Source organism: Bacillus sp. SLBN-46 (assembly GCF_031453555.1).
Classification (GTDB): domain Bacteria; phylum Bacillota; class Bacilli; order Bacillales; family Cytobacillaceae; genus Neobacillus.
Window position 1 is genome coordinate 2,739,304 of the sequence record NZ_JAVIZM010000001.1, and the last position, 12,938, is coordinate 2,752,241.

The 12,938-nt window shown below is 38.0% G+C and carries 11 protein-coding genes and 1 pseudogene; 8 read left to right on the forward strand and 4 right to left on the reverse strand.

The window, feature by feature from the left end; genetic code table 11:
• The first annotated feature begins 413 nt into the window (after positions 1-413).
• Entirely contained in the window at positions 414-1,538 is a 1,125-nt protein-coding gene (locus tag QFZ87_RS14135) for an NAD(P)/FAD-dependent oxidoreductase (RefSeq protein ID WP_309867875.1), read from the forward strand.
• A 66-nt stretch (positions 1,539-1,604) separates the two neighbouring features.
• On the opposite strand, the gene QFZ87_RS14140 is transcribed toward QFZ87_RS14135, so the two are convergent.
• Positions 1,605-1,880: a hypothetical protein gene (locus QFZ87_RS14140; RefSeq protein WP_309862328.1), complete on the reverse strand. Its 276-nt coding sequence runs from the start codon at positions 1,878-1,880 to the stop codon at positions 1,605-1,607.
• Between the two features lie 83 nt (positions 1,881-1,963).
• Here QFZ87_RS14140 and QFZ87_RS14145 point away from each other — a divergent pair, with 83 nt between their 5' ends.
• Positions 1,964-2,563 carry a kinase gene (locus tag QFZ87_RS14145; RefSeq protein WP_396133921.1) on the forward strand — a complete coding sequence of 200 codons (600 nt, stop codon included), beginning with the start codon at positions 1,964-1,966 and terminating at the stop codon, positions 2,561-2,563.
• A gap of 569 nt (positions 2,564-3,132) precedes the next feature.
• Positions 3,133-3,711 (forward strand): NUDIX hydrolase, encoded by a 579-nt coding sequence (locus tag QFZ87_RS14150; RefSeq protein ID WP_309862332.1) that lies wholly within the window; start codon positions 3,133-3,135, stop codon positions 3,709-3,711.
• A gap of 29 nt (positions 3,712-3,740) precedes the next feature.
• On the opposite strand, the gene QFZ87_RS14155 is transcribed toward QFZ87_RS14150, so the two are convergent.
• The 3 genes from QFZ87_RS14155 to QFZ87_RS14165 form a co-directional block, all read right to left on the reverse strand.
• The gene (locus tag QFZ87_RS14155; RefSeq protein WP_309862334.1) at positions 3,741-4,547 is read right to left on the reverse strand and encodes a cytochrome c oxidase assembly protein; all 807 of its coding nucleotides are present in this window, start codon (positions 4,545-4,547) and stop codon (positions 3,741-3,743) included.
• Between the two features lies 1 nt (position 4,548).
• Positions 4,549-5,061, reverse strand: coding sequence for a DUF2243 domain-containing protein (locus QFZ87_RS14160; protein WP_396133922.1), 513 nt, complete (start codon positions 5,059-5,061; stop codon positions 4,549-4,551).
• A 127-nt stretch (positions 5,062-5,188) separates the two neighbouring features.
• The gene (locus QFZ87_RS14165) at positions 5,189-6,169 is read right to left on the reverse strand and encodes a 2-hydroxyacid dehydrogenase (RefSeq protein WP_309862337.1); all 981 of its coding nucleotides are present in this window, start codon (positions 6,167-6,169) and stop codon (positions 5,189-5,191) included.
• A 254-nt stretch (positions 6,170-6,423) separates the two neighbouring features.
• On the opposite strand from QFZ87_RS14165, the pseudogene QFZ87_RS14170 reads away from it, so the two are divergent.
• From QFZ87_RS14170 to QFZ87_RS14190, 5 genes and pseudogenes are all read left to right on the forward strand, one after another.
• Positions 6,424-7,399: pseudogene (locus tag QFZ87_RS14170) on the forward strand (TAXI family TRAP transporter solute-binding subunit).
• A gap of 85 nt (positions 7,400-7,484) precedes the next feature.
• Positions 7,485-8,018 carry a DUF1850 domain-containing protein gene (locus QFZ87_RS14175; RefSeq protein ID WP_309862341.1) on the forward strand — a complete coding sequence of 178 codons (534 nt, stop codon included), beginning with the start codon at positions 7,485-7,487 and terminating at the stop codon, positions 8,016-8,018.
• The gene (locus QFZ87_RS14180; protein WP_309862343.1) at positions 8,005-9,960 is read left to right on the forward strand and encodes a TRAP transporter permease; all 1,956 of its coding nucleotides are present in this window, start codon (positions 8,005-8,007) and stop codon (positions 9,958-9,960) included. The genes QFZ87_RS14175 and QFZ87_RS14180 overlap by 14 nt, the downstream gene beginning before the upstream one ends.
• 369 nt (positions 9,961-10,329) lie before the next feature.
• A complete protein-coding gene (gene ftsZ / locus QFZ87_RS14185) occupies positions 10,330-11,526 on the forward strand; it encodes a cell division protein FtsZ (RefSeq protein WP_309862347.1) in 1,197 nt (398 codons plus the stop codon).
• A gap of 48 nt (positions 11,527-11,574) precedes the next feature.
• Positions 11,575-12,888: a DUF4139 domain-containing protein gene (locus QFZ87_RS14190; RefSeq protein WP_309862350.1), complete on the forward strand. Its 1,314-nt coding sequence runs from the start codon at positions 11,575-11,577 to the stop codon at positions 12,886-12,888.
• Positions 12,889-12,938: the final 50 nt, after the last annotated feature.

Sequence of the window (12,938 nt, forward strand, 5' to 3'; positions counted from 1 at the left end):
TGGCTGAAGCAAATGTATGGTGTTTCAATCCCGAGGGAATAGTATTCTTGATTGTTGGTGCAACATTGATCAAGATGAAGCGTGGTGTGAGTAATGATCGAATTTCCTAAAAACCTATATTGTGAACAGTGTGGAAAACGAAACAGAGCAAATCGTACGGGAAGATGCATTAGAAATTGAATATATTTGTAGTGAATGCAAGAAAGAACAAAACATCATTAAGTCTTTTTTTTAAGTTAGTATTAAGGTGAGACGTGGTATATTCATCAGTTGATGGTAATACCTAATAAAATGCCTGGCAGTTTGGTCTGACTGTCAGGTATTTCTATGTTTATTCATGGTTTAACTATGAAAAGTTATTATTTTTGATAGAATACTACATAATAACATAATTAAATTGAAAAAGGTGATTTATTCTGAAAGTAATTGTCATTGGTGCAGGGATTCTCGGTGCGTCTACCGCGTATCACTTAACAAAACATGGTGCAGAAGTCACGCTAGTGGATCGCGGGGATGTAGGTCAAGCAACGGATGCAGCAGCAGGGATTGTTTGTCCATGGCTGTCACAACGGCGGAACAAAGCTTGGTATCAGCTGGCAAAAGGTGGTGCTCGGTATTATCCTGAATTAATTGCTCAGCTAGAGGCAGACGGGGAAAAAGAGACAGGATATAAACGTGTTGGAGCAATTAGTCTTCATTCAGACATAAATAAGCTCGAACAAATGGCAGAGCGAGCACGAAAACGTCGAGAGGAAGCACCTGAAATAGGTGATATTACGATATTATCGTCAGCAGAAACAAAACAACTTTTCCCACCTCTGTCAGAGGAATTTGGATCTGTATATGTAAGTGGAGGGGCGCGTGTAAATGGAAGAGCATTACGTGAATCACTAATACGATCATCAATAAAACAGGGAGTAATTTTTTTAAAAGGTGATGCGTGTATAGTTAGGGAGGAAGCCCGAGTCATGGGTATCAAGGTGGGGTCTGAAACAATTTTGGCAGACCTTGTTATCGTCACTGCTGGTGCTTGGTCTAAAGAGCTGCTACGTCCTTTAGGGATTCAGTTTTTAGTTACTCCACAAAAAGCACAAATTGTGCATCTTGAATTACCAAAATCAAATACGGGCCAATGGCCCGTCGTAATTCCCCCAAGTAACCATTACATATTAACCTTTGAGGATGGGCGTGTGGTGGTAGGTTCTACTCATGAAAATGAAGCTGGATTTGACACCCGAATTACCCCAGGTGGAATAAATGAAATTTTAAGTAAGGCTTTAGAAGTGGCTCCCGGTTTATCGGAAAGTACTTATCTAGAAACGAGAGTAGGTTTCCGACCGTTCACCCCTGGTTTTTTACCTGTGGCGGGAGCGTTACCTAACTTTAATGGAATATTTCTTGCTAATGGTTTAGGGGCATCCGGTTTAACAAGTGGACCGTATCTCGGGGCACAACTGGCTAAGCTTGTCTTAGGAAAACGAACGGAGATAGACATGGGTAGCTATGATGTAGCAGGTGCAATCTCCACTATAGAATAAGTAAAATCAAAGCACCCAATTGGGTGCTTTATAAATAGGATTGGTCCTATTCTAGGATGTTGGAAATTAGTATGGGTACGGATATGGGTAAGGATATGCAGGGTAGGTAGGATACGCTGGATATGCTGGTATTGGGTATCCAACAGGTGTACCGGTTGCGGCACCAAGAGCTAAGCCTGTAAGAGCACCTGTTGCAAATCCAGGATAGAATCCACCGCCACCATAGCCCCAACCACCATGACCGTGATAATGTCCATGACCGTGTCCCCAACCACCATGTCCATGTCCAAAACCGCCATGAACGGGTCTAAAATCATTAATCAAATTCATATTAGTATTCATATTTACCACCTTTTCATTCAAATTTGTTGATGGAATATCATATGGGTGAATGTATAAAAAGGTTTTATTTTTTTAAAGGATGTATGAGCATGAATGAGCAAATCAAAAAGATAGTGAGTAAGATTCCCAAACTTGAGGAAGGGAAGCGATTTATTATAGGAATAGATGGACTAAGTCGCTCTGGAAAGACAACTTTAGTGAAACATCTAAGCCAAATGCTAATAGAAGAGAAGATACCCTTTTATGTGTTTCATATAGATGACCACATTGTCGAAAGGAACAGGAGATACAATACAGGTCATGAAGAGTGGTTCGAATATTATCAATTACAATGGGATATTCAGGGGTTGAGGGATCAACTTTTTGAAAAAATAAAAGGTGCTCAATCATTTAATCTTTCATTCTATCAAGATGAATCAGATACGCAAATGACCAAACAGATTACCCTTCCCGATTCGTGTGTCGTCATCATTGAGGGCGTTTTTCTACAGCGGAAAGAATGGAGTAATTATTATGATTTTCTTCTCTATCTAGATTGCCCTAGGGAAAAAAGATTTCTTAGAGAAAGTTCAAACACGCAAAAGAATATAGAGAAATTTAAAAATAGATATTGGAAAGCTGAAGAGTTCTATCTTGAAACAGAGCGTCCCATGGAGAAATCCAACATGGTTTTTGTTTGTTAATAATAGGCTCTGTTATTATTCATTTTTTATTTTCGTGTAGGTATGAGAATTCATAGGCGGAGAATTTCCGGCTAATGTATAGAGAGTAAGCTTAAGAACCAGATATAAGCGGAGACATTCCGATTAACTGCTCTAAATACTACAAAATCCAAAGAATTGGATAAAATAAACGGAAAAACTTCCTTTATTTTTAAGGAAATATGGGTATTTCCTAAATTAAGCGGAATTTTACCGTTTATATTCCAAACACAGTAAAATCAACTTTCAGTTATAACTGAGGTTTTTTATATGTAATCAGCACGAATTGACATGGGTTATCCTCCATGTCATTTTTTTATTTAGTAACCTAGAATCATAGGGAGGGGAATATCAATAATAAATGGAATATATAATGAATCAACACTCATTTTACAAAATTCAATGTATATTGATAATTTTACTAAAGAAAGGGGTGGGACCTTTGATGGCTGTTATTCCTAGACCTGCATCAACTGTTGTATTAATGAACGATTTGTCTCAGGTTTACTTGACCAAAAGACCAACAACTATGAAATTTTTTGGTGGTTATTGTGTTTTTTCCTGGGGGTGCGGTAGATAAGACTGACTATGAAATTGATAATCAGTACATTAAGTATGGAAACCATGATGAGACCTTTCATCCTGCTTATTATGTAGCTGCAGCTAGAGAATTGTTTGAAGAAGTAGGGATCCTACTTGTAAGTACTGGGGACGGAGCCCTTACTAATATAGAATCAGATAAGGTAAATAAATACCGTCGACTTCTTCTGAATCGAGAAATGTCATTCCTAAATATGTTGGAACAAGAAGGATTTCAGCTTCAACTTGAAAACTTAACCTATTTTGGACATCTCGTTACACCAGAGGTTAACCCAATTCGATTTGATACAAGATTTTTTCTCACTCAGCTGCCAACTGGACAAATTCCTAGTCCTGATATAAATGAAGTTGATGAAGCCTTTTGGTTTTCTCCAGAGGAGGCATTATTCGCGCATCAAAATGGAGACATTTCGCTGGCTCCACCAACCATTCTAGCACTTAGAACCATTATGAACTTCCAAAAAGGCGGCCCTTTAATGATGCCAGATCTAGAAACAGCAAAAAAATGGTTTGATAAAAGAAAAAACTAAATAGAAATGTTGTTCTTATGTGTTTATAATTACTTTGCCTGAAATGAGTGGTTATTAACCTTTCTTTGTGGCCGTGTGGCTTTGTACCATTGGAAGCAAAGTATGATGATAAGTATAAGGTCAATAACATCTCCCCCATAATACATAAGTATTGCACCGGATTCTGCCTGATTCGCGGAAATCCCTTGCGGTGGATAAGCATAAATGTACTTAGAAAGGATGTTGTGACCGGTTAAGGCCAATACCAGTACCAAGGCTCGATAGGCAAAGCTTGTCTGGTGTGGTGTTGGATCTATATTAATAAATGCTGAGGTAAAGACAAAACCAGCCAGGAATACATGAAAATGTACTATCACGTGGAGTAAAATACTCTGTTGCATGGTATTGAATAGACTGCTTGTGTACAAAACCCAAAGTCCTCCCACATTGAGAAGGGAGGCAACAATTGGGTTATTAATAAATCGAATAGGTGCAGTTCTTAAAATCCTTGATAGGCTACGAGCTGTTCTTACATTGAGCGATCGGAAAATAAGTGTCATAGGGGCAGCTAGAACCATTAGAAGTGGAGCTAGCATCCCAAGAAGGAGATGACCAATCATGTGCACATTGAAATACATATGACCATAAACAGCGATTGGTCCAGTAACTGACCCTAACGCGCAGGAAATACCGATAAACCATAAAAAAACACGGTAAACAGGCCATGTCTTTTGCCGGTGAATGGTTATGACCACTAATACAAGATAGATAACTAATAACAGAACAAAAGGCATTGCTAATAACAATTGGGGAGTTAAATTCCCCATAAGTTTGTCCATGTGAGGATTGGTATGCATACTAACTTGCAGCCCCCCTGATTTTTTTGGCACTGCGGATGACGAGAACGATCCCTATTATAATCATAATGATAGAAGTAATATGCCAAACCATGTCGTAGGGTAAGATCGGGACATTATAACGAATTTGGTGAAGTCGCATCAGTTTATGTTGTATCGTACCATCATAAAATTGAAACCCTCCAGCACCGAGCAGTACTCCTCCAATCCATCTCATTGGTAACCACGCATTTCTTCGTCGAAAATCAGCAACCATAAACAGCCCACCCACAGTGGCAAACCAACTAAAAGCATGGAAAAAACCATCTGAAACAAGGCCAATCGATTTTGTTGACTTATCGTAAAAATGGTGCCAGTGCAACAATTGATGGAAAATAGTTTCGTCAATAAAAGCAACTAATCCAATACCAAATAAAATGCCAGACCAAAGATTACGATTTATGTATAAAGAGCGGGTCGTTCCATTTGAGTGGCCTTTTTGATATACATTTTCCTCCATATGATCCTCCAACATTTACTAAATTACTATTATTTTCTCCTAAAGATAATGAACTAATCACAAATGGGGAAATTTCCAATCATTAAAAAGCCATCGTATACTAAAAATGAAACTTAGTATACGACGGCATTATATTGACTTATTATTCCCCTTTAAACGCTTCAGGATTTACTAAATTCTTAGGTCGTTTTCCTGTTAGGCCAGCCAGTAAATTTTCTACAGCTAAATTAGCCATTTTCAATTCGGTTTCAAAAGTAGATGACCCGATATGCGGAGTTGTGACAACATTAGGGAATTGAAGAAGTGGATGGTTTTTATTTATGGGTTCCATTCGGTAAACGTCCAATGCTGCCCCATAAATCTCTTTTTTTCTCAGTGCCTCAATAAGTGCAGATTCATCGACTGTTTTCCCACGGGAACCATTTACAAAAACACAAGAATTCTTCATTAATTTAAATTCACGTTCAGCAATTAAATTCTCTGTCTCAGGTGTAAGGGGGGTCATCAAACAAACAAAATCTGATTCCTTTAAGAGTGTGTCAAGGTCACAGTATGTAGCATCATATTTTTCCTCAGCTTCAATATTACGGCTACGATTATGATACAAAATTTTCATGTCAAATCCCAAATGTCCTCGTTTAGCAATTGTTGAGCCGATTTTTCCCATTCCAATAATCCCTAATGTTTTATGGTGGACATCAATGGCATATTGTTCTTTTGTTAAATGCCCCGTCCAATGCCCTGCTTTTACGAAGTGGTCTAATTCAGCAATTCTTCTTGCAGCTGCTAGGAGAATTCCGAAGATTGCATCAGCTGTTGTTTCTTCTAATACACCAGGTGTATTGGTTCCCATTACCCCACGCTTTGTCATCTCATCGAGAGAAAGATTATTAAAACCAGTAGAGTTATTTGAAACAATTTTTAACAGCGGGGCATGTTCTAGTAGTTCCATGTCAACAGGAAGGGCTAGACCAACAATACCTTCAGCCTGCTTTAGTGCATCTAAAAAAGCAGAGTCTGTTTTGGGGTTAATTCCGTCGAAATATTCCACTTCGAAACAATCATCAAGTTGTTCAAGAGCTTCTGTTAATACAAAGTTATAGGCTATTATTTTTCTTTTCATCAGTAAGAGAACCCCTGTTCTTATATATATTTAATATTTATAACTTGACATAGAAAGCGGTTTGAGTCAACCGGTCTCATAGAAAGTGATATGAATATTGTGAAAAAAAGCGTGAGTATTCTATAAATAGGACTAAAGTACCAACTTTGTTATAATTGGCAAGTTTGTACATCTTTTTTAATAAGTATAGATACGAGAAAGTAATTTAATAAAGGGGGAACTTTTAGTTGAAAAAGAATAGGTTTATTCTTACGATGGTCTTTCTTTTAACCATGTCTATGATTCTCGCAGCTTGCGGCAGTAAGGATGAGGGGGGAGAAAAAGAGGGAACAGGAGGAAAAAAGACAGAGGAAAAGCCAAAATTTATTAGTATTCTTACAGGCGGTACAGGGGGTACGTATTATCCGCTAGGTGGATCGTTTGCAAAAATCATTAAGGATGCAACAGGAATTGAAGCAAATGCGGAAACGTCTGGAGCATCTGCGGAAAATATGACAACTCTTAAAAAGGGAGATGGCGAAATTGCATTTACCCAAACAGATATTGCTTCATATGCAAATCAAGGGAAGTTGATATTTAAAGATAATAAGGTAGAAAATGTAAAGGCAATTGCTACTCTATACCCTGAAACGATTCAACTAGTAACAACGAAGAAATCTGGGATTAAATCCGTCGAAGATTTAAAAGGTAAAAAGGTATCCATTGGTGCTCCTGGTTCTGGAACTGCTGCGAATGCTGAACAAATCCTAGAAGTGTACGGGATGACCTTAAATGATGTAAAGAAACAAGACCTATCCTTTGAAGAATCCACACAAGGAATTCAAGATGGTACCATTGATGCAGCATTTGTTACAGCAGGTACACCAACAGGTGCTGTCGAAGGACTTTCGGCAACTGAGGATGTAGTAATTGTCCCTATTGAACAGGACAAAATTGATGCCCTTATCAAAAAGTATCCTTATTATGTAAAATGATGAAGTGCCTGCGGGTACGTATGGCTTAAAGGATAAGGTAACCACTGTCGCTGTTCAAGCAATGTTAGTGGTAAGAAGTGATCTATCTGAAAAAGTAGTCTACGATATTACAAAGGCAATCTTCGAAAATCTAGACCAAGTAACACATGCAAAAGGGAAGTTAATAAAAGTTGAAAATGCGCTTAACGGCGTAGGGATTGATGTTCATCCTGGTGCACAAAAATATTTTGATGAAAAGGGTGTTAAGGCACCTTAATAGTGTTGTTCATCTTTGACCTGTGACCGGCAGCAGTGTTGCTTGCCGGTCTCACTTTCTCCATATTTTAAAAAAAGGAGTGTATATGAGACGGGAAAGTTTATTACTAAGTATCACTTTGCTAGCAATTTGCTTTGTTATTGCTATTACTCTCCTAGTGTTTATACCACTAAAGCTAGCGATTGTTTTTCAACCCTCTCATTCCAATGCCAAGCTAGCTTATATTCCATTAAAGGGTGAATCTGAGTTCCAAATTAAATACACACACTCGATTCATTTAACAGATGTAGTCGAAAGCTACAAAATTACAACTAATCAGCAAATACAACAATATGAGCTGATGTATGAGGATTTTTCGATCGGTATGCCTTCTAATGCGGAGGAAGGCGAAACATTCGAACAACTAAATGGAAAATATTACATCAAGAATATGAAACGAGTCTTTCCTTATTTTTATTTACGAATAGGGCAGGTTAGGGCTAATCATCGGGTGATCTTTCATAAAAAGGAATATCCTTTATCTCGCACCATTAAACCTGGTACCTCTGTGAAAATAGAAATACAAAAGCTATCCATTTTTCAACAATGGAAAGGAGTGAATATCCTTGAGTCATTATGATGGAACGCTATCCGACGAAAAACAACAAGAACTTTTAGAAAAATATGACCCGGAAGCTGGAACGAGGAAATTAAAAGGTGTTTTAGGTTGGATCGTCTTTGCAGGATTATTAGCCTTTTCTTTGTTTCATCTTTATACTGGAATATTTGGAATGTTGACAGCTCAACTTCAACGATCGATTCACTTAGGTTTTGCTCTTGCACTCATTTTTTTACTTTTTCCTGCACGAAAAAAAAATAGAGGGAAAGAACATAAAGTAGCTTGGTATGATTTGATTTTGGCTTGTCTTTCGGTGATTGTTGGTGCCTATTGGCCATTACTGATCGACGAATTGGTCCTAAGAGCTGGTAACTTAACAGATCTGGATTTTTATGTTGGCTTGTCAGGAATTCTATTAGTTTTAGAAGCCACTCGTCGTGCGGTAGGTCTTCCAATTACCATTATCGCTATCCTCTTTATGGGTTATGCTATTTTTGGCCAGTACATGCCTGGGTTTATTGCCCATAGAGGGCTTGATTTAAGTCGTTTAGTACAAACAATGTTTTTTACAACTGAAGGTATACTAGGTACTCCACTCGGTGTGTCCTCGACCTTTATTTTCCTCTTTTTATTGTTTGGATCGTTTTTAGTAAAAACAGGTGTAGGACAATACTTTAATGACCTTGCTATTGCGGTCGCTGGAAGAAGTATTGGTGGCCCTGCAAAAGTAGCCGTTTTTTCTAGTGCCTTACAAGGAACCATAAGTGGAAGTTCTGTAGCAAATGTTGTGACTTCAGGCTCCTTCACCATTCCGATGATGAAAAAATTAGGTTATAAAAAGGAGTTTGCTGGTGCTGTAGAAGCTGCCGCATCAACTGGAGGTCAATTGATGCCCCCTATTATGGGAGCCGCAGCCTTCCTAATGGTTGAATTTATTGGAGGCGGCATCACTTATTGGGATATTGCTAAAGCTGCTGCTATTCCTGCAGTCCTTTATTTTAGCGGAATTTGGATCATGACCCATTTTGAAGCCAAACGAATTGGTCTTCGCGGTTTAACGAAGGAAGAGATGCCAAATAGAAAAGAAGTGCTGAAAAAGATATATTTATTACTGCCCATTATTGCTATTATCTTATTATTAATGTCTGGGATGAGTGTGATTCGGGCAGCATTATGGGCGATTGTCATCACTGTAGTGGTAAGTGCCATAAAAAAAGATACTAGAATTGGTTTTAATGGGTTCGTTGGAGCCCTTGTAGATGGAGCTCGCTCGGCGCTAGGGGTAGCAGCTGCTACAGCTGCAGCTGGAATAATAGTTGGTGTAGTTACAAAAACTGGTTTAGGATTGAAGTTGGCTAATGGTTTATTAGATTTAGCAGGAGGTGCATTACTACCGACGTTATTCTTAACAATGATTACCGCCATCGTGCTAGGGATGGGTTCACCAACGACAGCCAACTATGTCATAACCTCTACGATTGCAGCGCCGGCAATTATTTTGTTAGGAATTCCTGATTTATCCGCCCATTTATTTGTATTTTATTTTGGAATTATTGCGGACATTACACCTCCGGTTGCATTAGCCGCTTTTGCAGCGAGTGCAATTTCAGGTGGGGAGCCATTTCGAACGGGTGTAAATTCTTCAAAACTAGCTATTTCTGCGTTTATTATTCCATATATGTTTGTATTGTCACCTGAATTATTAATGATCGATACGACTTGGACTTACTTAATATGGGTAGTCTTTACAGCCTTTTGTGGGATGTTTGCTATTAGTACCGGTGTTATTGGATTCTGGGTTCGAGAAATGTTTTGGTATGAACGAGTTGTTGCGATTGTTGCAGGTTTATGCCTAATCTACCCGGAAAATATTACTGATATCACGGGACTAGTTGCATTTGGCGTATTATTTACCTTGCAACTTATGATTAAGAGGAATCGAATGCCGCGTACTGGAATATAGCCAAGCACACTTAATAGATAACTATTGGGTCCTCATAAATGTGAGGACCTTTGTTTATTAGGACTTTTAACATAACTATAGACTATTAAGCATTCATCATAAGCAGCCATGTCGCAATCCAATATGACTAATTGTGCAATTTTCGACATTTCCTGTTGGAACCTTTACCAAAGTTTAGTAGAATAGTAGGAAAGACATAGTGGGTAATAGTTTTCTGTTAGAGGAACTTTCTCACTATATAAAATACAAGGATAGTTTGCTAAAATAACAATATGTAAACTTGATTTCTACAAAATACATACTAACAAAGTCTATGATGAATTTTTTGAATAATGTGGCAATGTGGCAGCCGAGTAGGAGGAATTATTAATGTGGGATTTTAATATGGATATAGATCAGGTAGCTAGAATAAAAGTAATAGGTGTTGGCGGTGGTGGAAACAATGCCGTTAACCGAATGATTGAGGCAGGAATTCAAGGTGTGGAATTTATAGCAGTTAATACTGACGCACAAGCTCTCAATCTTTCAAAAGCAGAGATTAGGATGCAAATTGGTGCTACATTGACAAGAGGATTAGGTGCAGGTGCCAATCCAGAAGTAGGTAGGAAAGCAGTAGAGGAAAGCAGGAGTCAACTGCAAGAGGTGTTAAAGGGTGCAGATATGGTATTCGTAACTGCCGGTATGGGCGGAGGAACCGGAACAGGTGCGGCACCTGCAATTGCCCAAATTTCCCGTGAACTTGGGGCACTAACTATTGGAGTTGTTACACGTCCGTTTGGATTTGAAGGAAAAAAACGTGCAACAAACGCTCAGAGTGGAATCGATTTAATGAGGAAAGCGGTTGACACTCTTATCATTATTCCAAATGATCGCTTATTACAAATTGTAGATAAAAAAACACCAATGATCCAAGCCTTCCGAGAAGCAGATAATGTTCTACGCCAAGGTGTACAAGGGATTTCCGATTTGATTGCAGTTCCTGGATTAATCAATCTTGATTTTGCTGACGTAAAAACGATTATGTCTAATCAAGGTACAGCTCTAATGGGGATTGGAGTAGCAAAAGGTGAAGGACGAGCAGTAGAAGCGGCCAAAAAGGCGATTTCCAGTCCGTTACTAGAGACTTCAATCAATGGTGCTCAAGGAATATTAATGAATATTACCGGAGGAACCGATTTAAGTTTGTATGAAGTTCAAGAGGCTGCAGACCTTGTTGCTTCTGCAGCAGACCATGAATTAAACATGATTTTCGGTTCAATTATTAATGAAAATTTTAAAAATGAAATCATGATAACGGTGATAGCGACAGGCTTCTCAGATGAACAACCATCTAACAAAAGTGTGTCATCTGCTTCTTCAAGGGAAGGGAAGTCTAGACCACAGTTTGGAACACTTCAACCTAAACAGGAACCATTTGTACGTGAGGAATCGGTTCTTGATAACAGTCGACAGTTGAAGGAACAAGAAGAACCGAAAAATGATTATAGTCATCATCAAGTTCATGAGTCAGACGATTCACTCGATATTCCAACATTCTTACGAAACCGGAATAGAAGGAATAGATAGATTCCGTTTGGGTTAGTGGCCTATAAACAATTTTAGGAGGTACCACTTATGGTCTACAAATTATCTTCATCTAATACTCAAAATCTATCACTTACGATTTATAATGACGATTTTGCTGTCGTGAAAGAGACTAGATCTTTTACACCTCAGGAGAATGAGACGGTTGTTCATTACCTAGACGTAGCGAAACAGATTGAAACAAATTCAATTATTGTTTCTGGTGTAGAAGTGAAGGAGTTAAATTATGATTATGATTTGGTAGACAAATCCAAGCTGTTGGAGAAATATATTGATCATATTGTTTTTTTAATAGACTCCCATACAAATGAAAGGTCTGAAGTTCGATTGCTAAGTGTAAGTGGGGGGATCGTAGTTGAAGATAGTAAGACGAAGGAAATTAAACTGGATCCCCGTGGAGAATTAATTTTACCAAAACTTCCTAATGAGTTAATTGTAAAACCAGCACTTGTATGGAAAATCGAGCCTTCTTCTGCTCCTATTATTGATGTATCATACATGACAAAGGGTCTTTTCTGGGAATCAAATTATGTGCTAAATCTTAAAGAGCAATCCTTTGACCTTTCAGGATGGGTTGAAATTCAAAATAATTCAGGTACAACTTTTCATAATGCACAGATAAAGGTGCTAGCTGGTGATGTAAACCGGGTGAATGAGGATACACGCTATGATGAGGATTTTATTGTATATAATAGCGCTGAATCAATGGAAGATGAATTGAATGAAAAGATTTTTGGTGATTACCATATATACACTTTAAAGGAACCGACCACTTTAAAGGATAATCAGGCAAAACAAATGAAATTTATCCAGGTTAATAATGGAACGTTCAAACGTTATTATGAGATTGATGATTATACGAATAATCCAAAGATCATGATTGAGATTAAAAATTCTTCAGCAAATAACATGGGGATACCCCTGCCAAAAGGGAAAATAAAGGTGTACCATGAGGATTCAGAGGAAAAGGTTACTGAATTTATTGGTGAAGACCGTATTCATCACACTACAAAGGATGAGAAAATTACCTTATATATCGGAAATGCCTTTGATATTGTTTGTGAAAGTAAAATTCTCAAACGGTATAAAATGAAAAACTCTGAATATGTAAAACACGAGTATGTATTAAAAAATCAAAAAGTTGAAAGCGCGCAGATAAAAATTACACACTACATAAGCGAACGTTTCTGGAAAATTGAAGAATCAACCGACGAATTTAAAGAAATAGATGCTAACCATATAGAGTTTTGGGTGGAGGTACCTCCAGGTGAGGAGAAGACAATTGGATTCGGAATCACTTATGATCGTGCTCTTTACATGGAAATAAAAAAAACAGAAGATTAATAGAAGTTGAAAATAATAAAAGTGGGCTCATTTCTTTTATAGAGATGAGC

Coding starts and splice junctions, on each gene's coding strand:
- QFZ87_RS14140 (WP_309862328.1), bottom strand. CDS start 1,880: ATGAATACTAATATGAATTTGATTAATGATTTTAGACCCGTTCATGGC.
- QFZ87_RS14145 (WP_396133921.1), top strand. CDS start 1,964: ATGAGCATGAATGAGCAAATCAAAAAGATAGTGAGTAAGATTCCCAAA.
- QFZ87_RS14155 (WP_309862334.1), bottom strand. CDS start 4,547: ATGCATACCAATCCTCACATGGACAAACTTATGGGGAATTTAACTCCC.
- QFZ87_RS14160 (WP_396133922.1), bottom strand. CDS start 5,061: ATGTTGGAGGATCATATGGAGGAAAATGTATATCAAAAAGGCCACTCA.
- QFZ87_RS14165 (WP_309862337.1), bottom strand. CDS start 6,169: ATGAAAAGAAAAATAATAGCCTATAACTTTGTATTAACAGAAGCTCTT.
- QFZ87_RS14175 (WP_309862341.1), top strand. CDS start 7,485: ATGAGACGGGAAAGTTTATTACTAAGTATCACTTTGCTAGCAATTTGC.
- ftsZ (WP_309862347.1), top strand. CDS start 10,330: ATGTGGGATTTTAATATGGATATAGATCAGGTAGCTAGAATAAAAGTA.
- QFZ87_RS14190 (WP_309862350.1), top strand. CDS start 11,575: ATGGTCTACAAATTATCTTCATCTAATACTCAAAATCTATCACTTACG.